Source organism: Chryseobacterium sp. HNCC26DJ238 (assembly GCF_057180465.1).
Genome location: NZ_JBXUGI010000001.1, coordinates 13,508 through 35,989 on the forward strand (window position 1 = coordinate 13,508; position 22,482 = coordinate 35,989).

Consider the following 22,482-nt stretch of genomic DNA (forward strand, 5'->3'; position numbering starts at 1 on the left):
AGAAAGATGAAACATTATCCATTTATTATCTTTTTTCTTTTTTTAAACCTTTTGATTTTTGCATTTCAGGGAACAATTTGGGTTTACTTGTTTTGCTTTGTTTTGTTTTCAGGGGTTATCGTCTGGGGCTCATTTGATATTCAACTGGGATACTTTGTCAATAGTTTTACCCATAAACGAACAAAAATCAAAGAAGTGGCTCTCACTTTTGACGACGGACCTACAGAATTTACGCCTAAATTTTTAGATATTTTAAAAGAAAACGATACAAAAGCGACATTTTTCTGCATTGGAAAACAGATTGAAAAATATCCCGAAATATTTCAGAGAATTATCGCAGAAGGTCACACGGTTGCAAATCACACCTATTCCCATTCTAACAGTACAGGGTTTTTACCGGCTTCAAAAATGACCGGAGAGATTGAAAAGTGCGACGAAGTTATTTCTAAATACGGAAATATAAAGACTGATCTTTACCGACCGCCATTTGGAGTCACCAACCCCAATATTGCGAAAGCCATCAGAAAAACAAATAAAAAAAGTATTGGCTGGAACGTTCGTTCACTGGATACTGTGATAACTGATGAAACGAAAATACTAAAAAGAATAATGAGAGGCCTGAAAAAAGGAAGCATTATCCTGCTTCACGACACGTCAGATAAAACGCATCGGGTTTTGGTCGAATTATTGTTATTTTTGGAACGTGAAAAATATTCAACTTTCACTATTGATTCAATGATTAAATCTAAAAGTAATGATTAGAAATATAGCACTGGGAACTCTTTTATTGATTTCAAATTTGCTTTTTGCGCAAAATACAGCAATGACAAACGCTGAGGCAAAAACATTCGTAACTAAAGTATCGTCTGAAACACAGCAGATCAAAACTTTGCAAAGTGATTTTGTTCAGACCAAAAAAATGGATTTTCTGGATAAAAACATTGTAACCCAGGGGAAGATGTCTCTGAAATCGCCAACCACGCTGAGTTGGAAATATACAAAACCTTATCAGTACAGCATTATTTTTAAAGACAATAAAATTTTCATTAACGATCAGGGAAAAAAATCTTCGGTCGATGCGAAAAGTAAAACATTTGAAAAAATCAATAAACTGATTGTGGGAAGTTCAAACGGAAAAATGTTTAGTGATCCTGAATTTTCTGTTATTTATTTAAAAAATACAAACTCAAATATTGCGAAATTCACCCCTAAGTCTACACAGTTACTGAAATACATCAAGCAGATCGAGCTGTATTTTCCTAAAAATCAATCAACTGTATCACAGGTCAATATGACAGAGGCTTCAGGTGATACTACCAATATTGTTTTCAAAAATACAAAAATCAATGCGCCGATCCCTGCTTCTGAGTTTTCTTTATAGTTCACTTTTTTTGCATGTTATGTCATGTACATCTTATCAACTCAAAGATGTAACATCTGTTTCAAAGATTCAGAAGACTGCTGAGAATCTGTACTTTTCATCCAAAGCAGATTATGTCTATAAATGCCAGATGGACATTTATAAAAATCATATCAGTGGAATTGTAATTATCAAAAAAATCAATGATACGACCCACAGGGTGGTTATGACTTCCGATTTTGGCAATAAAATGATTGACTTTGAAATTTCTGAGAATGATTTCAAACTTCATTATGTTTTGGCAGATCTGGATAAAAAAATGGTTATTAATTTTCTGAAAAACGATTTTCAGGAACTGCTGAAGCAAAAATATCCGGTAAGTGAAAGTTTTGAAAATAATGATTCTGTTATCCATCTTTCAGATAACGGCAAGAAGAGATATTACCTGTTTTTTGATAAAGAAACAGGAACGCTCAGTCAGATCATCTATACGCTGAACAATAAAGAAAAAATTGATTTTAGTTTTGAGGCAAAAAAACATACTTTTGCAGAGACCGTAAATCTACAGCACAAAGATTTTAAGATCAACATCAAACTATTTCAAATTACTGAAACTGAATAAATCATGCAAACGATCCTTACCGATTTTTATACTTTAGAAAACTGCGAAAAAACAGAGAACGGAGGTTTTATCGCAAAAATACGTCTCAATAAAGATCATGACATATTTAAAGGTCATTTTCCCGGAAACCCGGTGACTCCTGGAGTCTGTATGATGCAGATGGTAAAAGAACTGACAGAAGAAGTGACCGGTAAGAGATTATTTTTAAAATCAGCCTCCAACGTAAAATTTATGGCTATTATCAATCCTTTTGAAACGCCGGAGCTATCTCTGAAACTGGAGCTTAACGAAACGGAAAATGAAATCAAGGTAAAAAATACGACCTATTTTGGCGAGACAATTGCATTGAAAATGTCAGTTAATTATACTAAAATATGAAACTTTTATTATCACTCCTGACCGTTCTATCTTTATTTTTCCAAGGTGATCTTGAAACTTTGAGAAGCAGCTATTCAAAAGCAAATCAATCGGTTGAAGGTGCAAAAAACTTTATTGCATCAGCAGAAAAGAAAACATCTTCCGACCCTGTCATCAGCGCTTACAAAGCAGCAGCAGAGATTCTTGAAGCTAAAGTTACTACCGAGAAAAACAAAAGAAAATCATTTGTGAAATCCGGGGCAACACATCTTGAAAGCATCATAAAAAACAATCCAAATAATACAGAACTGAGGGTAATCAGAATGAGTGTTCAGGAAAACATTCCTAAAATTGTAGGATATTCAAAAAATCTGAAAGAAGACAAAGTTTTTATCCTCACCAATTATTCCAAACAGAATCCGGCACTGAAAACGTACATTAAAAAATTTGCCATGCAGTCTAAAACCATGACGGCAGCAGAAAAAAACAGTCTGAAATAAATGATGATTCTCTCAGAAGTTCAAAATGCAATTGAGCAAAAGAAAATCTGTGTACTTATTCCCACCTACAACAATGAAAAGACACTCAGAAGAGTTATTGACGGTGTCGGTGAATATACCCAAAACATTATTATTATCAATGACGGGTCTACTGACTCTACTGACGCTATTTTAGCAGCCTACCCTCAACTGACCATCATCAGTCTTCCTCACAACAAAGGTAAAGGAAACGGCCTGAAAACCGGATTCAGAAAAGCAAAGGAACTTGGCTATGACCATGCCATTACCATCGATTCTGACGGACAGCATTATCCTGATGACATCCCGGTTTTTGTAGATGCCTTATCAGAAGAAAAAGAAGACGTCCTTCTGATTGGCAACCGGAATATGTCTCAGGAAGGAATTCCGAAAAAAAGCAGTTTTGGAAACCGTTTTTCTAACTTCTGGTTTTGGTTTGAAACTGGAATTAAGCTTGAAGATACTCAATCCGGGTACCGTCTCTATCCACTACATAAAATACCAAAGAAATATTTTACCCCAAAATTTGAATTTGAAATTGAGATCATTGTAAGAACAGCCTGGAAACACATTCCTGTAAAAAATGTTCCTGTCAGAGTGCTTTATGATCCAACAGAAAGGGTTTCTCATTTCAGACCTTTCAAAGATTTCACGAGAATCAGTATTCTAAATACAATCCTGGTGCTGATTACTTTACTCTACATCGTCCCCAGAAATTTCATCCGTAATTTCAGAAAGAAGAGTTTTAAAAGATTTATTAAAGAAGATGTTCTGGAAAGCGATGGAAATAACCGCACCAAAGCATTTTCGATTGCTCTTGGAGTTTTTGTAGGCTTTTCGCCTTTCTGGGGATTTCACACATTGCTTGTTATTTCTCTGTCAGTTCTGTTCAAACTGAATAAAGTTTTGGCTTTTGTGGCTTCAAATGTCAGCCTGCCTCCTTTTATCCCATTTATTATTGCAGCATCCCTGTTCCTAGGATCCCCTTTTATTGCCGGACACGGAGATATTTTCAGCCAGGAATTCAATTTTGATCTGATTAGAAACAATCTTTTTCAGTATGTTATCGGAAGTTTGATTTTAGCCAGCACAATGTCTGTACTATCCGGTGTTGCAACATTTTTATTTTTAAATAAAGTAAGTCCTGATCAAAATTGATTTTTAGGTTCAACAACGAAGCGGACTGATTGATCATCTCAATTTCTTCAAAGTTTTCTTAAGATATTTCTCAATATTCTCTCTGTCCGGGACTGTTGTAATTTCCTTCGTCAAAGCTTTTAGAAATTCATTTTTTGCTTTGGAATATTCTTTCCGTTTAAAAAAATATTTCCCGGACTGATAATAGACCAGCCAGAAATCAGGGTTTAAAGATTGATAATGCGGAAGAAAGTCATCTGCCAAGATGGCGGAATCATCGTCAATAACTCTCTGTATATATTCATTGGCAGCCTTAAATTCTTCATACCCTTTAAACGCTTCAGATTCACTGAAAGGATCTTTGGGAATGTTGAATTCTGATCTTGAAAAACTGCCGTCTTTCAGTCTTTGATCCGAAAAAATTTCATTCAGGTCATAGCAGACAAATTCACCCAGTTGATAAGGATTTGAAGAAACCCAAACCCGTTTTTTTTCAGGCGAAAAGATAACTGCATGATGAGCCAGGAGCTGATTGATTGCTTTTTCGTTACCTAACCCTATACTCTTGTTTTCTATACCCGATCGATCTCTCAGAATAGCAGCCATTTTTTCAGGATTGAGTTTTTTATTTTCTGCTAAAAGTTCCTGAAGTTTTTCATAGCGGTATTCTGAATGGCTTTCTGCGATATGCTTTTGATTTCTTTCATCCCCTTTATAAGCGTCAGATTGAAAATGATTAGTACAGATCACCCTGCCTGAATTGGGAGCATCATAAACACCGAAATTATTTGGTGAAACCTCAATAATGACCGCTTTATGATCCTTTGCGCTTCCTATCAGAATGGATTCAGAGACAAAAACCTTTCGCTTTTTCGCAATAGTTATGGCCTCATCAACCGTTGAAGCATACTGCAAAATCTCTCTTGTAACAAGGGAAATCGGAGTTTTTGCAGTCAGAGGAATTTTAGATTTTCCGGCATTGATCGTTACCGAAAGTCCTTCTTTATTCATCCCGGAAACGACTCCAATCATGCCCGGCCAGCTGACTGACAGGTACGGAATACCGCTTTCGGGTTCTACAAATTCTATTAATTTATTTCTTGCAAAATCTTCACCGACAGAAAAGTCAAAATTTCTTCCGATTAATAAATCCCCATCTTCTGTATTTTCGTTCCAGACTGCCAGCGAACTGCAGCCGACAACCATAAGATCCTGCATCGCATGGCCTATATCATGGGCACCATGGAGATACATACTTCTGCGGAATTTCGGCGCAATAAAATCATAAGCATCCGAAGAATACCGAGACATTCCGTATAATTCTGCCTGAAAATCATTATTCACATTCAGATACATTTTACGGTTGTACCATTTCAGAAAACCGCGCAGAAGATTCTGCCTGAATTTTGACGGAACAAAACCTTCTACTTTTGAGAAGAAAATTTCTTCCTGCTTCTGCATCAGATCCTTTGTCAGCGCACCATTGTTGTAGCCCAGCTGCAGCGGATTACCTTTGATATACAATTCCCAAAGCTGCTGCCTGTTTTTGGTTAAATAATTTTGTTTAAATCTAAATGTGGAATCATTCACTTTAGTGACCTGCGGAACTTCCAGAACGTACTGTTCGATATCAGGAATATGTTTAATGGATTTTCTGACTCCACAGGAGGTGAGTTGAAAAAAAACGGAAAGAATAATAACTATATACAGCTTATTATTCTGACAATCCGGTAATCTCCATTCAACAGATTCTTTATGCTTTGTCTGACCAGGAATAACAGGTTTCATATCAATTACAGCTTTTCGATTTGATCTTTCTTTATGACCTGCTTCAAACGCTCATCCATCAGCTCTTTTCCCAAAATTTCCGCGCAGGTATTGAAAGCACCGATAGTACATCCTAAAATCCCGTGCATATTCACAGACTGCCCTGTCAGAAAAAGATTTTCAATTTTTGTTCTTGGAGACACCATTGTTTTTAAAGGATTTTCTGAACTCTTAATGTATCCGTACATATTTCCCTGATAACTGCCGATATAATCGCGATAGGACAGTGGAGATGAAGTATATATACTTTCTATAGAGTTCCTTACATGTGGTATTTTCTTTTCAAGTGCGGTAATCATCTTTTCAGCCTTTTCATGTTTGAATTTTTCATATAATTCATCTCTTCTATTATGATCTGTAAACGTGTTGAATGTATTTTCCCAGTCTTTGACTTCTTCAAAATCCATGTAGGAAATTGCAGTTAAGCTCTCTGCAAATACAGGATTATGCTTTGAAGGCGTTGAAGAAAGCATATAGGTTGAAGGCCAGCTGTCTCTTTGATAACGGTATGCCTTCCAGACTGATTCTGATGAATAATGATAAACATTATAATTAAAATTGGGAACAGACTGAGGCTTTAAAACCAAATACACACTGAAGCATGAAGAAACGGGCTGCCAGCTTAAAATTCTGTTGAGAAAAGATTTTTTAAGCCTTTTTTCGCCAATCAGCCGGATGGCAGTACGGATTTCTATATTGGAAATAAACTTTTTGGCAGTATATTCTTTTCCTTCTTTTGTTTTTACTGCTGTCAGGGTATTGTCATTATTGAAAATAAATTCAGAAACTTCGGAATGCTTGTAAACATTAGCTCCATATTGTCTTAATTTTTTAATGAGCAGCTTCGAAATCTGGCTGCCTCCTCTGACACACTTATAAGCACTCTGGATATACGAATTAATCGTCAGGGCATGAACGTAAAACGGAGTGTTCTCAGAATCCCCTGCATACAGGAAATTTGATCCTAACAAAACGGCCTGAAGTTTTTCGTTTGAAGTAATGGACTCGATAAATCTTCTGGTATTGAGATGCAGAATCTCTTCTTTATAATTGTCTTCCCCTATAACATGATATCTTGGAAAAAAACTGCATATTCTCTGAACTTCTTCACAATAGTTTTCCAGGTTTTCTTTTTCATCCGGGAAAAATGCTGACAGCTGCTTTATAAAATTACGGTATCCCTGAGCATGAGGATATTCATTTTCATCATCTGCAAAAGTGATTTTATCATAACCGTCTTCATCCATTTTCTGAATTTCGAGGTCATCCATAATTTCTAAATAAGAAAAGAACTGATGCAGATTCTGCCCGTCCGACAGTCCTCCGAGATAATGAACACCGGTATCAAAAATCAATTTGTCTCTTGAAAAGGTCTGAAGATTACCGCCATATTGATTGTTTTTCTCAAGCACGCAGACCTTAAGGCCTTCCTTTGCCAATATAAGTGCAGAAACAAGACCGCCGAGACCGCTGCCGATTACCAATATGTCGTATTGTTTGTTCAATTTCTGATTATCGTTTTAACGGCAAAAGGTACAAAAGTTTATCAAACAGTCTGGAATAAATGTTTTTAAAATTACATCGTAAAAAACAAACTCCACGTAGCTTTTTAAAAATTTGTATGTGTTTTTTTATGATTGCAATCGTGTCAGGCTTTGCTTCGCCAACCAAAATTACTTTCCAAAGACAGCACGGATATCGCAGATTTTACAGTCTTATTAATACCCCTGAACTGCTCGCAGCCCGACCTAAGTGAAGCTCTTTTTATTTGGAAGGGTTGGGGATCGGGAAATAAAAAAGCGGGAACGGAGGGCGGAAACAGCTGCCCAAATCTAACTCTGCAGCATAATCAACTAAAAAAATCAGTCTGCATCATCCCAAAAATCGAAGTAATTGAACCATTGCAATGGATATTTCTTAACCATCGATTCCAGATTTTGAGTATATGAATTGAGAAGTCCCTGTGCATCTCGCTTTTTGACGTGTGGGGCGACTCTTGCGTACAGGTGATAATGTAGATTTTTTTCTTTCATTACGTAAACATATACCACGGGAACGCCTAATCTTGAGGCTATAAGGAACGGTCCGGCCGGAAATTTTGCATTTTCACCTAATAAATCTGCTTCCAGAAATTTCGAACCCTCAAAATACCGGTCACCGGTGAAACAGATAAGCTCGTTTTTTGAGAGCGCTTCATTGATATCGAAAATATGGGACATATCATCTTTCACGTAAATGAATTTGATATTGGTCTGCTTGACAGAAACGCTTTCGAGATATTCTTTGATGACTGTAACTTCCTGGTCTGTCGTAACCAGATTAATCTGACAGTCGAAATCTATATCTGCAAAGAAATGTTCTGCAATTTCAAAATTACCGATGTGGGCACTGATCAGGACTCCTCCTTTTTTCTCCGCTAAAAGATTTCTCAGATTTTCTATTCCGTCAAATTCATAGGTATACTGATCCCTCAAGCCTGCAGAAATCGCAGTTTTATCAATTAAAACAGTCCCAAATGTAAAATAGCTTTTGAATATTGAGAATTTGGTCTTCCAATAACTATATTTCAACCTTTTCTGAAAATAATAGGAGATATAATGATTGCTTCTTTTTTCGAAGATAAAATAATAGGCCGCAACAAAATACAGAACAAAATAAGAACTCCGGATTCCTGCATTTTTGATGCACCAAACGAAGATTCTGTAACCTAAGATTGTGCCTTTAGACCTGCCTTTCCATTTGTTCATATTTCTAATTTAACAATATTCCAGCATAACAGTATAACAATAACCTAAAATTGGTAAAATTATAACATCGATCCATTGGTACATAGACATATTGATACATTGTTACATTATTACATTGATACACTATTAAATTGGTACATTAATACATTAGTTCACCGTTACATTTTTAAAGAGACCTTATTTTCAATTGCCGTGTAAAAATCGTTGAACGTGATGATGTTTTTGAAATCTGTTTCACCTAACTTCACACCAAAACTGGATTCGATCACTACCACCAGATCGATATAATCTAAACTGTCTAAGCCCAAAGTCTTTTTAAAATGGGCATCATTGCTGATTTCGTCACCATCTACTTCAAATTCATTGATTAAAAAATCATTAGCAATGGCAACAATTTTTTCTCTTTCCATGTTTTTACTCAAATTTTTTAACAATTAATGCAGAATTTGTTCCTCCGAATCCGAAAGAATTGGACAAAAATACGTCAATTTTTTGATTTTTTGTTTCTGAGATTAAATTAATCATTTTAGCGTCTTCATCAGGATTTTCCAAATTAATATTGGGTGCTATAAAATCATTCTGCATCATCAGGATTGAATAAATTACTTCACTTGCTCCGGCCATCCAGCACTCATGTCCAGTCATTGATTTTGTAGAACTTACAGGAACTTCACTGCCAAAAATTTCATGAATTGCTTTTGCTTCATTGGCATCGCCAATTGGTGTGGAAGTTGCATGAGCGTTGATATAGTCAATATCTTTCACTTGTAAACCTGACTGTTGCAGAGCACGGTTCATTGCTAATGCAGGACCGTCAATATTAGGAGTGGAAATATGTCCTCCGTTTGAAGAAAAACCATATCCAACAATCTCCCCTAAAATGGTTGCTCCTCTTCTCTGCGCAGATTCCAGGCTTTCAACAATTAATGAAGCTGCTCCACCACTTGGAATTAAACCGTCCCTTTCAGCATCGAACGGTCTTGATGCTTTTGCCGGCTCATTTTCCCTGACAGAAAAGACACCTAATCCATCAAAACTTGCCATCGCATATTTATTGGTTTCCTGGGCACCACCACAAACGATCATATCCTGAAAACCATTTTTTATCATCATGTAAGCCAATCCTAAAGAATGAGAACCGCTGGCACAAGCTGCGCTGATCGTCAGATTAATTCCCTTTAGCCTGAAAATGGTTGAAAGATTCATGGTAACGGTAGAATTCATTGATTTGAAAATCGCTCCGGATCCCATTAAAGCCGTGTCTTTCTTTTCTCTTGCAATGTCTATAGATTCTACCACTGCTTTAGAAACACTGTCATTTCCATATAAAATACCTACCTCATTCCGGTCTAAAAAATCCTGATCTACATCTGCATGTTTTAATGCATCAAGTGTTGCTAAATACGCGTACTCACTTTCCTCGCCCATGCTGATACGCTGGCGTCTGCTGAGAAGATTTTTCAGATCCGGTTTTGGAACAACGCCCGACAAACCTGACCTAAAGCCAAATTCTTTTCTTTCATCCACTAAAACGATTCCTGATTTTCCTTGATACAGGGATTCTTTCACCTCTTTCAAAGAAGTTCCGATGCAAGAATAAATTCCCATTCCGGTAATTACTACCCTATTTTCCATTTTTTTTTAATTTACCAATGAACAAGATTGACAGTGTAACAATACAATTAATGTAACAGTTTAACAATGAGGAAAATGTAACAGTTTAACAATGGGATAAATGTAACAATGATGCAAATGCAATAGTTTAGCAATGATATAAATGAAACAATTTTACAATATGTAAATTATGAATGACGCTTTTAATGATGTATTGGGTACCAATTATTAGTTTATCATTCTGAACGAACATTTCTACAATATCAAACAGTTACATTGACAAATTATTACATTTTTACATTTAAATCATTGGTAAACTGCTACATTTATCCCATTGGTAAACTGTTACATTCCTCCCATTATTACATTGTTACATTTACATCATTATTACATTGTTACATTAAACTACTGTTACATTCCTACATTAATACCAACTTACGAATAAATTCCCCCATTGATATTGATCACTTCCCCTGTGATGTAAGAAGATTTTCGTGAAGCTAAAAATGCCACCAGATCTGCTACCTCTTCTGCTTCACCAAAACGGTTGACAGGGATCATTGCTTTCAGCTCGTCTTCATTGAAATCCTGGGTCATATCTGTTTTGATAAAACCCGGTGCAACAGCATTTACCGTAATATTTCTCTTAGCTACTTCCTGTGCAAGAGCTTTTGTAGCTCCCACTAAAGCGCCCTTCGCTGCGGAATAATTCGTTTGTCCTGCTGTACCTTTCACTCCTGAAACAGAAACCATATTAATAATTCTGCCATATTTGTTTCTTAACAATTTCTGAATGAAAAAGTTAGTAACATTATAAAAACCGTTCAGGCTCGTATTGATCACTGAGTTCCAGTCTTCACTAGGCATCCACATGAATAATCCGTCTCTTGTGATTCCCGCATTGTTGACAATAACCTCAACAATTGCTTTTGGATTGTTTTCCTGCCACTCCCCTAAAACTTTCAATGTTTCCTCAGCATTTCCTACATCAAACTTAAGGATTTCACCTGTTGCTCCCAATGCCTCAACGCCAGCCAGCGTTTCTTTTGCTGCAGCTTCGTTTGAAGTATAATTGATTAAAATATGGTATTTTTTATCCTCTGCCAGTTTTATACAGATTGCTCTGCCGATACCTCGGGAACCTCCTGTTATGATTGCACATTTCATCTGTTGTAACTTAGTTTTTGATGTTTTAAATATAGGATTTTCATCCTTCTGTCTGTTAATCCCCTCAGGGACTTGTAAGAAGTAGGTTAATGATTTTCTGCCCCTAAAGATTTCACCTGTTCATCTCGTCAGACTTCTTAGACGTCTTATTTTTTCAGATAGTCCTTCACTTTCTGAAGATACGGATACATCACCATATCTTCAGAGAATACAGGAACCAGGTTTCTGATGTCATCATACAATTCCTTTGTTTTTGACGAAACTTTATCCTGGTAGCCAAAATATTCTATTGCCTGAACCACTGTTACAGCTTCAATTGCCAGAACTTCAAATGCATTTTCGATGACCTTTCTGCAGATAACCGCAGCATTGGTTCCCATGCTTACAATATCCTGGTTATCATTGTTATTAGGTATACTGTGAACATACATCGGATTGGAGAGCATCTGGCTTTCTGCCGTGGTAGATGTTGCGGTGAACTGCACGCCCTGCATTCCGAAATTAAAGCCTAATTTCCCTAAATTTACAAACGGAGGAAGAATCTCATTAATTTTTGAATTCAGCAGATAATTCAACTGTCTTTCAGCCAGCATTGTCAGTTTTGTCACTACAATTTTCAGCTTATCCATTTCAAGAGAGACATAGTCTCCATGGAAATTTCCACCATGATAAACATGTTGGTCTGCAACGTTGATGATAGGATTGTCATTGGCTGAGTTAATCTCATTTTCGAGGACTTTCTCAGTATATTCCAGCGTATCCAGAACAGGTCCCAGAATCTGAGGAATACATCTCAAAGAGTAATATTCCTGCACTTTTTCTTTAAAAACCTTTTCCTGCTCTTCAAAATGCGTATACAGATGATCAGCTCTTTTTCTGATCAATTTGCTGTCCGACAGGTGAGCACGCATTTTCTCTGCAATCTTCTGCTGACCTGTGTGAAGTTTTGTTCCGTTCAGTACTTCTGAAAAATGGTCATCATATGCCTGAACAATTTCGTTAATAGCACATGATAATTTCAGTGAAATCCCGGTTAACTGACTTGCTTTGTAAGCATTAACGATACCAATCCCTGACATAACAGAAGTTCCGTTCATCAAAGCCAGACCTTCTCTTATCTCAACCTGAATAGGCTCTAAACCTTCAATTCCAAAAACTTCCTTCGTTGACTTTCTTTCCCCTCTGTAAAAGACTTCTCCTTCACCAATTAAAACTAAGGCTAAATGAGCCAGCTGAACGAGATCTCCGCTTGCACCAACACCGCCATGCTCAAAAATCAAGGGCGTAATATTTCTGTTGATCAACTCTTTAAGTAAATTTACTACAGATTCATGTACGCCGGAATTTCCCAGTGACAAAGTATTCAGCCTGGCCAGCATACATGCTTTTACCTCATCCGCAGGAAGCGGATTTCCAATACCTGAGGAATGACTTCTGATTAAATTATATTGCAGCTGATGGGTATCTTCATCACTGATTTTAAATTGCGCCATCGGCCCAAAACCTGTATTGACACCATAAATTACTTTGTTCTTTGAAAATTCTTTAAGAAAAGAAAAACTTTCATTCACCCTGTCGAGAAGTGAAGGATCCAATTCTATGCTTTCATTTTCGATAATTATTCTCTGAAAATCGCTCAGTTCTAAAAAGTTATTTATTTTCATCAATTAAAAGTAATAGTATATAATTTTGTAAAATATGATTAATTGTCACTAATTTTGCGCAAAGATAAAAAGTTTTATTAAACAAATGGACAAAGAAATTGTTGATGTTTTAGTAATTGGAGCCGGACCTTCCGGATGCGTATCTTCTGCCTATTTAAAGAAGAACAACATCAATGTGAAAGTGGTTGAAAAAACTAAATTCCCGAGATTGGTTGTTGGTGAAAGCCTGATCCCAAGAGTAATGGATCATTTTGATGAGGCCGGATTATTTCCGGCTTTGGACAAAATGGGTTTTGAAAAAAAACTGGGGGCCCGTTTCATGCGGGGAAGTGAGGTCTGTATTTTTGATTTCAGCAACAAGTTCGGTGATGGCTGGGACTGGACATGGCAGGTTCCGAGAGCTGATTTTGACAATATATTAGCACAGGAAGTCATCAACAAAGGAATTGACCTTGAATTTGAAACGGAGGTGATCGGTATTGAATTTAACGGTACTGATTCTGTAACCACTGTAAAAAATAAAAACGGAGAAACGAAGGAGATTCACGCAAAATTTGTCATTGACTCCAGTGGATACGGAAGAGTTTTACCAAGACTTCTCGATTTAGAAAAGCCATCCAAACTTTCACCTCATTCTGCAATATTCGCTCACGTAAAAGATGTTAACCGGGAAGAGGGTGAAGAGGGAACCCTCATTTCATTTGATATTATTGAAACCGAAGTCTGGCTTTGGGTAATCCCTTTTTCAAATGGAAATACCAGTGTCGGAATTGTAGGGCCCACTGATTATATTGAAAAACTGTCTGAAAGCGGAGATCCCGCTGAAGCTTTGAAAAAAGCCATTTCACTTTCTGATTATTATGTAAAACGTTTCGGAGATGTAGAGTTTCTTTTTGAACCGAGACACCTGAAGGATTATTCCTGTTCGGTAAAAAGTTTATTCGGAGACGGATTTGCTTTGACGGGAAATGCATCTGAATTTCTTGATCCGGTTTTCTCATCAGGAATGGCTTTCGCCACAGAATCCGGAATGCTGGCTGCAAAATTAGCGATCCGGCAGCTGAACGGAGAAACCGTAGATTGGCAGAAAGAATACGCGGACTATATTTTATACGGAGTCAACGTTTTTACAACCTATGTTAAAGAATGGTACACAGGAAATCTTCAAGAACTGTTTTTTCATCAACCGGAAAATCCTGATGTCAAAAGAAAAATATGCGCCGTTTTAGCCGGATATGTCTGGGATAAAAAAAATACATTCGTGAGAATACACGATACTGCGATAAAGAATCTTGCCGATTTTATAAAGCTGGAAAAGAAGCAGGCATAAAAAAAATCGGTCTGAGAATTTCAGACCGATTTGTATTTTATTGTAAAGCTTTTTTAATTTCTTTTCCTAATTCCCTGCCTGTTTTCTCATAAGCAGCAGAAATCCTTCCATATTCCATTCCGTAATCCACTTTACTTCCAATTCCTTCAATTTTATCCACCTCCACTGTTGCCAGGACATTTGAAGGGTTTGCTGTTTCCACAAAGCTCAAATCAGCCGACAGTTTTCCCGGCTGCAGGATAAAACCACTCCATCCTGCATACATCCATTTAGGCTGAATGATCACGGTATATCTGGCATCAATATTCTGACCAAATTTTATTTTCTTTGATTTATTCAGTCCAACAACAAACTTTTCTGTCCAGATTGTTTCAGCATGCTGTTCCCAGGCCTCTATCCAGTTTTTCCAGGCTTCTTCGCCTTTCTTAGCGACCGTTTCAGTATGTCGCCGTTCAATATACTGAGTTTCTGTAAAATTCTCTGCCTGAAAAAGAGGTTCTCCGTAGATACGCTGAACATTAACTTCAGTCTGATCTTTTAAAAAATTTAAATTCCCGGATTTTACAGTCAGTTTGTTTTGAGCAAAGATTGCAGTGTTCATTGAGACAATGAGAAAAAGAAACACTTTTTTCATAGTTTATCAAAATTTTCAGCAAAGATAATATTCAACATCAATAAAATTTTAATGGAGTAAAAATATTTCCATTTAATTTGAATAATTAATTCTGCTTATCTTAAATCTAAAAAGTTAATTGGCTTTCTGCTATTGGGATTAAAAACCGTTTTAGACAAGATATCAAAATCTACCATTTCAATTTTTGGGCTCACTCTTAGTTTTGCTCTAAAATGATCTCGCACTTCACCTTCAAAACTTTCTTCAGTTCTGTCGGTACTGATCCTGATAATAATTTCATCAAGACCAATTTCGTTTGCCTGGATCACAATCTGATAACACTGAATGCCTTCAAAGTCATTGAGGATATCATTCATCGCAGGTGGATACAACGTCGTTCCTTTATACTTGATCATCTGCTGTTTCCTTCCGACAACCGGACCTAATCTCATTGTATTTCTTCCGCAACGGCAAGGCGTGTAATGTGCTTTAACTAAATCTCCCGTTTTAAACCTTAACAGAGGAACCGCCTCAACCCCTAATGTGGTAATAGTCAATTCGCCGCTTTCCCCGTCCTTTACAGGATTTCCATTGTCATCAAGAATTTCGGTAATAATTAATTCCGGGTGTTGGTGACCTCCAGCCTGAAATTCACATTCGGTAAAGGCAGTACTCATTTCTGTAGACGCGTAGGTAGAATAGAGTTGAATATTCCACTTCTCTTTAATTTTCTGCGAAAGAATATTATCTGTAAAATCCTGATTCTTGATACTTTCACCAATACATACCGCTCCATAAACACTGCAATTCTTATAATCAATCCCGTGTTTCTCAGCATAATCAATCATTTTTAATAAAAATGAAGGAACAGTGATCAGATATTTAGGTTTATACCTGAAAATAGAATCCCATTGAAGTTCAGGGATTCCCGGCCCCATTCTTACCACGCTGGCCCCCATTTTTCTCAAGCCTAAAAAATAAGCAAGACCTGCCATGAATCTTTTATCAATCGTAGTTATCATTTGTACGACATCGCCCTTCCTGATGCCGGCACAGGCAAAAGAAACGGCTTCGTTGTAAGCCAGTCTTTCAAGATCATGATCTGACAGCCCAAAAGTCACGGGATCACCTAAGGTTCCTGAAGTTGTACTGTAATCGACGATTTGATCTTGAGGAATGCAGAAAAAATCATCATTATTCTGCTGGATATCATTCTTTGTCGTTGCTGGTATTTTCCACAAATCTTCCAACGTCTGAATATCAGAAATCCGGATATTGTTTTCTTTGAATAACTTCTGATAGAAAGGTGATTTGTTTTCAAGATACTGTAAAAGCTCCCGAAGTTTTTCCTCCTGAAAACTTTTTATTTCCTGAATGCCTGATTTTTCGATAGATGGGAAGAGTTCCAATTAGTTTAAATTTAGACAACAAATTTATTTAAAATGAAATGAATGAAGCATTTCATTTTAAAAAATCTTTTGAAATCTCCTGTTACAATTTAACGGCCCCTGATTCAACAGATTTGTACCGGATGGCTTATGTAAAATTAATCTGTATGAGCCAAGGATAAGCTAATAATCATAACTGCTAAAATGATGACTGAAAACCATTACTAACGAAATGAAATCTAAAGTTTCCATTGATAAAAAGTGCTCATTATTACCATTGAAAATTTATTCCATCAATTCATATTTACTCCTGATCATTCGTGAGGTAAACATTTGTTTTTGTTTCAATCTTTCCATAGACCGAATCAAAATAAAACATATCTTATAAACCGACAAAAATCACTAAATTTGCCAACTTGATTAATCAACGAAATTGAGAAATTACAAATGAGCCAATTTAAAGAATATAAAAACCTCAACCTTATAGATGTAGCCGAGAATGTTTCGGAATTCTGGAAAGCTAACGACACTTTTGCAAAAAGTGTGGAAACACGCCAGGGAAATCCTGAGTTCGTATTTTATGAGGGTCCCCCTTCAGCTAACGGAATGCCTGGAATCCACCACGTTATGGCAAGAGCGTTGAAAGATATTTTCTGTCGTTACCAAACGCAGAACGGGAAGCAGGTTTTCCGTAAGGCGGGTTGGGACACGCACGGACTTCCGGTCGAATTAGGAGTTGAAAAAGAACTCGGAATCACAAAAGAAGATATTGGCAAAAAAATTTCGATTGAAGATTATAACAAAGCCTGTCGTGAAGCAGTAATGCGCTACACAGATGTCTGGAATCACCTGACCGAAAAAATTGGTTACTGGGTTGATCTTGAAGATCCGTACATCACGTACAAATCAAAATATATGGAGACGGTTTGGTGGTTGTTGAAGCAATTGTACAGCAAAGAACTGTTGTATAAAGGGTACACCATTCAGCCTTACTCCCCGAAAGCAGGAACCGGACTTTCTTCACATGAATTGAATCAGCCCGGCACTTACCGTGACGTAACCGATACAACGATTGTTGCTCAGTTTAAAGTTAAAAAGAATTCTTCTGAATTATTCAACGATATTGACGGAGATATAAACATTCTTGCATGGACGACAACCCCATGGACTTTACCATCAAACACCGCTTTGGCAGTAGGTAGAGATATTGAATATGTTTTGGTGAAAACTTTTAATCAGTATACTTTTGAACCTATAACAGTCGTTCTGGCAAGAGTTTTACTTGAGAAAAATTTCGGTAAAAAATTCGTGGAGGGAACAGACGAAGATCTTGCAAATTATACTTCAGACAACAAAACCATTCCCTACAAAATTGTAAAAGAATTTACAGGAGAGAAATTAGCAGGAACTCAATACGAACAGTTGATTCCATGGTTTAAGCCTGACGAAACTCCTGAAAAAGCATTCAAAGTAATTATTGGTGATTTTGTGACTACGGAAGATGGTACAGGTATCGTTCATATCGCTCCTACTTTCGGTGCAGATGATGCGAGAGTTGCCAAAGAAAACGGAATCCCGCCAATGCTGATCAAGGATGAGAATGACAATCTGGTTCCGTTGGTTGATCTTCAGGGGAAATTCATTAAGGGAAATAATGTTCCGGAGACATTCTCAGGAAAATATATTAAAAACGAATACTACGACGAAGGAACTGCACCGGAAAAATCCTGGGATGTAGAGCTTGCTATCGTTTTAAAAACAGAAAACAAAGCCTTTAAGGTTGAAAAATATGTCCACAGCTACCCTCACTGCTGGAGAACTGATAAGCCGGTTTTATATTATCCGCTCGACTCATGGTTTGTAAAAATGACCGCTGTCAAAGAACGCCTGGTGGATCTGAACAAAGAAATCAACTGGAAGCCAAAAGCTACCGGAGAAGGTCGTTTTGCCAACTGGTTAGAAAATGTAAACGACTGGAACCTCTCCCGTTCAAGATATTGGGGAATTCCTTTACCAATCTGGAGAACAGACTCTTCTATCGGTTCAGGGCAGGCTGAAGAGAAAATAATCGGTTCTGTAGAAGAATTATACAATGAAATTGAAAAATCTGTTGCGGCAGGTTTAATGAAAGAAAACCCGTTTAAAGGTTTTGTGACCGGTGATATGTCTGAGGAAAATTATTCTTTGGTTGACTTACACAAGAATATCGTAGACAAGATTGTTTTGGTTTCAGATTCAGGAAAAGCAATGAACCGCGAAAGCGACCTGATCGACGTTTGGTTCGATTCAGGATCTATGCCTTATGCACAGCTTCACTACCCTTTTGAAAATAAAGAACTGATTGATAATCATAAAGCTTTCCCGGCAGACTTTATTGCGGAAGGGGTAGATCAGACGAGAGGCTGGTTCTATACACTCCACGCCATCGGAACAGCAGTTTTTGATTCGGTTGCTTATAAAAATGTGATGAGCAACGGACTTGTTTTGGATAAAAACGGTCAGAAGATGTCAAAGCGTTTAGGAAATGCCGTTGATCCGTTTGAAACACTTGCAATATACGGCCCCGATGCGACACGTTGGTACATGATTTCAAATGCCAATCCATGGGAAAACCTGAAGTTTGATATTGAAGGAATTGATGAGGTTAGAAGAAAATTCTTTGGAACCCTTTACAATACCTACTCATTTTTTGTTTTATATGCGAATGTTGACGGATTTAATTATTCTGAAAAAGATATTGAAAACCGTCCGGAAATCGACCGTTGGATCTTATCGGAACTGAATCTTTTAATTAAAGAAGTAAAGGCATTTTATGAAGATTATGAACCGACAAGAGTGGCAAGATCGATCAGCAATTTCGTGAATGACAACCTGAGTAATTGGTATGTAAGACTATGCAGAAGACGTTTCTGGAAAGGAGACTATTCTGATGACAAAATTTCTGCTTACCAGACTTTATATACCTGTCTTGAAACAGTTGCCAAATTATCCGCTCCGATCGCTCCGTTCTTTATGGATCAGCTTTATCAGGATCTAAACAAAGTAACAGGAAAAGAAAACTGTGAATCTGTACATTTGACAGACTTTCCGGTTGCTGATGAAAATTTAATTGATCAGGATCTTGTTGAGAAAACCCATCTGGCACAAAGCATTACAAGTATGGTGTTCTCCTTGAGAAAAAAGGAAAATGTAAAAGTACGCCAGCCATTACAGAAAGTTCTGATCCCTGTTTTGGACAAAAAGACGGAAGAACAGATTTTAGCGGTTGCAGACCTGATCAAACAGGAAGTTAATGTTAAAGAATTACAGTTAATCAATGCTGAAGAAGCATCCCACTTAATTGTAAAACAAATAAAGCCCAATTTTAAGACTTTAGGTTCAAGACTCGGGAAAGACATGAAAACCGTTGGCAGTGAAATTACCAATCTTTCAGCCGAGCAGATCTCCCTGTTAGAAAAAGAAGGTAGTTTAGAAATTCAGGGCTATGAAATTACAACTGGTGATGTGGAGATTTCAACGAAAGATATTCCGGGATGGACGGTAACTTCTGACGGAAAAACAACTGTGGCATTAGATTTGAAGATGACTGATGAGTTAAAATCAGAAGGAATCGCAAGAGAGTTTATCAACCGGATCCAGAGTCTGAGAAAAGAGAAAGATTTTGAATTAACAGACAGAATAAACATCATTTTGGAAGAAAACAGCCCTTTTTTGGAGCAAATCAGACAAAATGAGGAATATATTTCATCAGAGGTCTTGTCGAATAAAATAGAAATTGTATCTTCACTTTCAGATTTTAACGAAATCGACATAGATGAACTAAATTTCAAGGTAAATGTTGAAAAAAATTAATATATAGTTATTGTTTTTTCAAAATCCATTTCATAATTTTATTAAAAAAGAAAAAGACCATGCAAGACGAAAGAGTAAGATATAATGACTCTGATTTACAAGAATTTAAAAAAATAATCAGAGAAAAAATAGATAAAGCAGAAAAAGATCTTCAATTGATCAGAGAAAGTTTTATCAACGATCAGAATAACGGAACCGATGATACCTCACCTACTTTCAAAGCTTTTGAAGAAGGTGCAGAAACATTGAGTAAAGAGCAAAATTCAATTTTGGCAGGAAGACAGGAAAAATTTGTAAGAGATCTTAAAAATGCCCTGATCCGAATTGAAAATAAGACCTACGGAGTCTGCAGAGTAACAGGAAAACTAATTCCTAAAGAAAGACTTTTAGCAGTTCCGCATGCTACTTTGAGTATTGAAGCTAAAAATATGCAGAGATAATTATTTTTATCTTATTTTTGTAAATAAATAATTGGGTTTATATGGTGTTTCTAAACATTATATAAACCTAATTTTTAATTATATCTATGAGCGAATATTTGATTTTAGGTATTATCCTCTTGGCAGTTTTATGGTATTTTAATAAAGATAGGATCAAAAACAGATTCTATCCTGATAAGCCTGAAAATCTGACTATAGATCAAAAATTCAATTCGGACAAAAGAGAAAGAGAAAAGGAGATCGACAGACTTCTCAGCAAAATGGGAAAGAATGGAGTCAATGACCTGTCTGCAAAAGACAGAAAAAGACTGGATGAACTTTCCAAAAAATAAAAAATTTAAATAAACAGAAGATGGAGGCATTAATTGTACACCCAAAGAACCAAATGGAGCTGAATGCGCTGAAAGGTGTAATGAAAGAAATGGGAATTCGATACGAAAAATTTCATACCAGAGGAGCAAAAACTCAAACCTTTGAGCCAAGGACTCCTGCAAAAAAAGAACACTCTGCAAAAAACAGTAAAGACAAACCAAAGACGAACCTGTAATGAAGAAGATTGCACTTATCACTTTTCTTATTTTATTAATTGATCAGGTTTCTAAAATCTATGTGAAAACGCATTTCGAACTGAATGACAGCATTGCTGTAATGCCAGGTTTTAGATTGACCTTCGTGGAAAATCCGGGTATGGCCTACGGTTTTCATTTTGGCGGTATGCTGGGCAAATATTTTCTGGTCATCGTACGTGTTTTTCTTATAGGCGGAATGATCTACCTGTTTAAAAAATGGTTATCCAGAGGCGAGTCTAATTATCTCATTATTCCGATGGCTGTTATTTTCGCCGGAGCAATAGGAAATCTTCTGGACGGGATGTTTTACGGTCTGATTTTCAACAGTGGGATGGTCTATGATGAGAGCGTTAATCAGTGGATAGGATATGGAGGAGTTTCAAAACTAGTTCCTTTTGGTGAGGGTTATTCTGCGTTCATGAAAGGATGTGTAGTTGACATGCTTCATTTTCCATTAGTTGACTGGACTGTTCCTGAAAGCTGGCCTTTGATCGGCGGCAGACACTTTGAGTTCTTCAAATATATTTTCAATGTTGCAGATTCTGCAATTACGGTGGGTGCTGCATTTTTATTGATTTTCAGAAAGAAAGCATTCCCAAATGGCTTAGAATTTTAAATAATGAAAATTTTAAAAAAAATATTGTACATCGGACTGGTATTCTTAGGAATATCAGCCCTTTTTATTTTATGGGCAAACCTCAAAATAAATAGTGAGTCCGAAGATTATATTACCTCAGAATTATCCAAACTTCCTAATGAGAAAACGGGGCTGTTACTGGGAACCGGCAAGACACTTTCAAACGGAAATCCGAATGCATACTTTTTCAACAGAATTACTGCAGCAGCTGCACTTTATAAATCAGGAAAAGTAAAAAATATCATTGTCAGCGGCGATAATTCTAAAAAGAATTACAATGAACCTGAAGAAATGAAGAATGAGTTGATCAGGTCAGGGGTTCCTGCTGAAAAAATATTTGAAGATTTTGCCGGTTTCAGAACTTTGGACTCTGTTGTGCGGGCAAAAGAAATTTTCGGGCAGAATTCCTATATTATTATCTCACAACGTTTCCATAACGAGCGGGCCGTTTATCTCGCAAGGAAAAATGGCATCGAAGCATTTGGTTATAATGCAGAAGATGTTAACAAATATGCAGGGTTTAAGACCAATGCAAGAGAAAAACTGGCGAGAGCAAAAGTTTTCTGGGATTTTATTTTTGGTGTTGAACCAAAATATGGAGGAGATAAAGTTCTGATCCCGTAATACAATCCACAGACTT

Annotated in this window: 22 protein-coding genes; 13 read left to right on the forward strand and 9 right to left on the reverse strand. The window is 36.8% G+C overall.

The genetic code is table 11. From position 1 onward, the window contains the following. Positions 1-6: 6 nt before the first annotated feature. From AC2A07_RS00075 to AC2A07_RS00100, 6 genes are read left to right on the forward strand one after another with little or no spacing between them, the layout of a single operon-like run. A complete protein-coding gene (locus tag AC2A07_RS00075; RefSeq protein WP_484048669.1) occupies positions 7-762 on the forward strand; it encodes a polysaccharide deacetylase family protein in 756 nt (251 codons plus the stop codon). After that, positions 755-1,381 (forward strand): flexirubin biosynthesis/transport protein LolA2, encoded by a 627-nt coding sequence (gene lolA2, locus AC2A07_RS00080; RefSeq protein ID WP_484048670.1) that lies wholly within the window; start codon positions 755-757, stop codon positions 1,379-1,381. Before AC2A07_RS00075 ends, lolA2 begins: the two co-directional genes overlap by 8 nt. After that, on the forward strand, positions 1,347-1,982 hold the full coding sequence (gene lolB2, locus AC2A07_RS00085; RefSeq protein ID WP_484048671.1) for a flexirubin biosynthesis protein LolB2: 636 nt from the start codon (positions 1,347-1,349) through the stop codon (positions 1,980-1,982). Before lolA2 ends, lolB2 begins: the two co-directional genes overlap by 35 nt. A 3-nt stretch (positions 1,983-1,985) precedes the next feature. Further along, on the forward strand, positions 1,986-2,360 hold the full coding sequence (locus AC2A07_RS00090) for an ApeI family dehydratase (RefSeq protein ID WP_484048672.1): 375 nt from the start codon (positions 1,986-1,988) through the stop codon (positions 2,358-2,360). Then, positions 2,357-2,839, forward strand: a complete 483-nt coding sequence (locus AC2A07_RS00095) for a hypothetical protein (RefSeq protein WP_484048673.1) — start codon at positions 2,357-2,359, stop codon at positions 2,837-2,839. Before AC2A07_RS00090 ends, AC2A07_RS00095 begins: the two co-directional genes overlap by 4 nt. 3 nt (positions 2,840-2,842) lie before the next feature. Continuing rightward, a complete protein-coding gene (locus AC2A07_RS00100; protein WP_484048919.1) occupies positions 2,843-4,015 on the forward strand; it encodes a DUF2062 domain-containing protein in 1,173 nt (390 codons plus the stop codon). 33 nt (positions 4,016-4,048) lie between these two features. Here the strand turns inward: AC2A07_RS00100 and AC2A07_RS00105 are convergent, their stop codons facing one another. From AC2A07_RS00105 to flxA, 7 genes are all read right to left on the reverse strand, one after another. Then, a complete protein-coding gene (locus tag AC2A07_RS00105; protein WP_484048674.1) occupies positions 4,049-5,782 on the reverse strand; it encodes a C45 family autoproteolytic acyltransferase/hydrolase in 1,734 nt (577 codons plus the stop codon). Between the two features lie 5 nt (positions 5,783-5,787). Beyond that, on the reverse strand, positions 5,788-7,326 hold the full coding sequence (locus AC2A07_RS00110; RefSeq protein ID WP_484048675.1) for a phytoene desaturase family protein: 1,539 nt from the start codon (positions 7,324-7,326) through the stop codon (positions 5,788-5,790). 357 nt (positions 7,327-7,683) lie between these two features. Then, on the reverse strand, positions 7,684-8,568 hold the full coding sequence (locus AC2A07_RS00115) for an LpxL/LpxP family acyltransferase (protein WP_484048676.1): 885 nt from the start codon (positions 8,566-8,568) through the stop codon (positions 7,684-7,686). 158 nt (positions 8,569-8,726) lie between these two features. Then, positions 8,727-8,978, reverse strand: a complete 252-nt coding sequence (locus AC2A07_RS00120) for an acyl carrier protein (RefSeq protein WP_484048677.1) — start codon at positions 8,976-8,978, stop codon at positions 8,727-8,729. Between the two features lie 4 nt (positions 8,979-8,982). Further along, positions 8,983-10,203, reverse strand: coding sequence for a beta-ketoacyl-[acyl-carrier-protein] synthase family protein (locus AC2A07_RS00125; protein WP_484048678.1), 1,221 nt, complete (start codon positions 10,201-10,203; stop codon positions 8,983-8,985). 414 nt (positions 10,204-10,617) lie between these two features. Next, on the reverse strand, positions 10,618-11,349 hold the full coding sequence (flxB, locus tag AC2A07_RS00130) for a flexirubin biosynthesis SDR family reductase FlxB (protein WP_484048679.1): 732 nt from the start codon (positions 11,347-11,349) through the stop codon (positions 10,618-10,620). A 146-nt stretch (positions 11,350-11,495) separates the two neighbouring features. Beyond that, the gene (flxA, locus tag AC2A07_RS00135; protein ID WP_484048680.1) at positions 11,496-13,013 is read right to left on the reverse strand and encodes a flexirubin biosynthesis tyrosine ammonia-lyase FlxA; all 1,518 of its coding nucleotides are present in this window, start codon (positions 13,011-13,013) and stop codon (positions 11,496-11,498) included. Between the two features lie 85 nt (positions 13,014-13,098). On the opposite strand from flxA, the gene AC2A07_RS00140 reads away from it, so the two are divergent. Further along, positions 13,099-14,343, forward strand: a complete 1,245-nt coding sequence (locus AC2A07_RS00140) for an NAD(P)/FAD-dependent oxidoreductase (RefSeq protein ID WP_484048681.1) — start codon at positions 13,099-13,101, stop codon at positions 14,341-14,343. Positions 14,344-14,380: 37 nt separating this feature from the next. Here the strand turns inward: AC2A07_RS00140 and AC2A07_RS00145 are convergent, their stop codons facing one another. Further along, positions 14,381-14,977 (reverse strand): hypothetical protein, encoded by a 597-nt coding sequence (locus tag AC2A07_RS00145; protein WP_484048682.1) that lies wholly within the window; start codon positions 14,975-14,977, stop codon positions 14,381-14,383. 95 nt (positions 14,978-15,072) lie between these two features. Further along, positions 15,073-16,365: a flexirubin biosynthesis putative acyl-CoA ligase FlxY gene (flxY, locus tag AC2A07_RS00150; RefSeq protein WP_484048683.1), complete on the reverse strand. Its 1,293-nt coding sequence runs from the start codon at positions 16,363-16,365 to the stop codon at positions 15,073-15,075. 426 nt (positions 16,366-16,791) lie between these two features. Between flxY and ileS the strand changes: the two genes are divergently transcribed. The 6 genes from ileS to AC2A07_RS00180 all read left to right on the forward strand — a co-directional run bounded on the left by ileS (position 16,792) and on the right by AC2A07_RS00180 (position 22,466). Continuing rightward, on the forward strand, positions 16,792-20,196 hold the full coding sequence (gene ileS, locus AC2A07_RS00155; protein WP_484048684.1) for an isoleucine--tRNA ligase: 3,405 nt from the start codon (positions 16,792-16,794) through the stop codon (positions 20,194-20,196). A gap of 59 nt (positions 20,197-20,255) precedes the next feature. Then, positions 20,256-20,636 (forward strand): TraR/DksA family transcriptional regulator, encoded by a 381-nt coding sequence (locus AC2A07_RS00160; protein WP_047443777.1) that lies wholly within the window; start codon positions 20,256-20,258, stop codon positions 20,634-20,636. Between the two features lie 86 nt (positions 20,637-20,722). Further along, positions 20,723-20,968 (forward strand): DUF6576 domain-containing protein, encoded by a 246-nt coding sequence (locus AC2A07_RS00165; protein ID WP_314492873.1) that lies wholly within the window; start codon positions 20,723-20,725, stop codon positions 20,966-20,968. Between the two features lie 20 nt (positions 20,969-20,988). Beyond that, positions 20,989-21,183: a DUF2683 family protein gene (locus AC2A07_RS00170; RefSeq protein WP_484048685.1), complete on the forward strand. Its 195-nt coding sequence runs from the start codon at positions 20,989-20,991 to the stop codon at positions 21,181-21,183. Beyond that, positions 21,183-21,821, forward strand: coding sequence for a lipoprotein signal peptidase (locus AC2A07_RS00175; RefSeq protein ID WP_314492878.1), 639 nt, complete (start codon positions 21,183-21,185; stop codon positions 21,819-21,821). Before AC2A07_RS00170 ends, AC2A07_RS00175 begins: the two co-directional genes overlap by 1 nt. Positions 21,822-21,824: 3 nt before the next feature. Continuing rightward, positions 21,825-22,466: a SanA/YdcF family protein gene (locus tag AC2A07_RS00180; RefSeq protein WP_314492881.1), complete on the forward strand. Its 642-nt coding sequence runs from the start codon at positions 21,825-21,827 to the stop codon at positions 22,464-22,466. The last annotated feature ends 16 nt before the right edge of the window (positions 22,467-22,482 follow it).

Excerpts from the sequence above, each read along its gene's own strand:
- AC2A07_RS00105 (WP_484048674.1), bottom strand. The coding sequence starts at position 5,782 with ATGAAACCTGTTATTCCTGGTCAGACAAAGCATAAAGAATCTGTTGAA.
- AC2A07_RS00140 (WP_484048681.1), top strand. The coding sequence starts at position 13,099 with ATGGACAAAGAAATTGTTGATGTTTTAGTAATTGGAGCCGGACCTTCC.
- flxB (WP_484048679.1), bottom strand. The coding sequence starts at position 11,349 with ATGAAATGTGCAATCATAACAGGAGGTTCCCGAGGTATCGGCAGAGCA.
- AC2A07_RS00100 (WP_484048919.1), top strand. The coding sequence starts at position 2,843 with ATGATTCTCTCAGAAGTTCAAAATGCAATTGAGCAAAAGAAAATCTGT.
- AC2A07_RS00095 (WP_484048673.1), top strand. The coding sequence starts at position 2,357 with ATGAAACTTTTATTATCACTCCTGACCGTTCTATCTTTATTTTTCCAA.
- AC2A07_RS00165 (WP_314492873.1), top strand. The coding sequence starts at position 20,723 with ATGAGCGAATATTTGATTTTAGGTATTATCCTCTTGGCAGTTTTATGG.
- AC2A07_RS00125 (WP_484048678.1), bottom strand. The coding sequence starts at position 10,203 with ATGGAAAATAGGGTAGTAATTACCGGAATGGGAATTTATTCTTGCATC.
- lolA2 (WP_484048670.1), top strand. The coding sequence starts at position 755 with ATGATTAGAAATATAGCACTGGGAACTCTTTTATTGATTTCAAATTTG.
- lolB2 (WP_484048671.1), top strand. The coding sequence starts at position 1,347 with ATGCGCCGATCCCTGCTTCTGAGTTTTCTTTATAGTTCACTTTTTTTG.
- AC2A07_RS00120 (WP_484048677.1), bottom strand. The coding sequence starts at position 8,978 with ATGGAAAGAGAAAAAATTGTTGCCATTGCTAATGATTTTTTAATCAAT.
- AC2A07_RS00145 (WP_484048682.1), bottom strand. The coding sequence starts at position 14,977 with ATGAAAAAAGTGTTTCTTTTTCTCATTGTCTCAATGAACACTGCAATC.
- AC2A07_RS00160 (WP_047443777.1), top strand. The coding sequence starts at position 20,256 with ATGCAAGACGAAAGAGTAAGATATAATGACTCTGATTTACAAGAATTT.
- AC2A07_RS00175 (WP_314492878.1), top strand. The coding sequence starts at position 21,183 with ATGAAGAAGATTGCACTTATCACTTTTCTTATTTTATTAATTGATCAG.
- ileS (WP_484048684.1), top strand. The coding sequence starts at position 16,792 with ATGAGCCAATTTAAAGAATATAAAAACCTCAACCTTATAGATGTAGCC.
- AC2A07_RS00115 (WP_484048676.1), bottom strand. The coding sequence starts at position 8,568 with ATGAACAAATGGAAAGGCAGGTCTAAAGGCACAATCTTAGGTTACAGA.
- AC2A07_RS00090 (WP_484048672.1), top strand. The coding sequence starts at position 1,986 with ATGCAAACGATCCTTACCGATTTTTATACTTTAGAAAACTGCGAAAAA.
- AC2A07_RS00180 (WP_314492881.1), top strand. The coding sequence starts at position 21,825 with ATGAAAATTTTAAAAAAAATATTGTACATCGGACTGGTATTCTTAGGA.
- AC2A07_RS00170 (WP_484048685.1), top strand. The coding sequence starts at position 20,989 with ATGGAGGCATTAATTGTACACCCAAAGAACCAAATGGAGCTGAATGCG.
- flxA (WP_484048680.1), bottom strand. The coding sequence starts at position 13,013 with ATGAAAATAAATAACTTTTTAGAACTGAGCGATTTTCAGAGAATAATT.
- AC2A07_RS00075 (WP_484048669.1), top strand. The coding sequence starts at position 7 with ATGAAACATTATCCATTTATTATCTTTTTTCTTTTTTTAAACCTTTTG.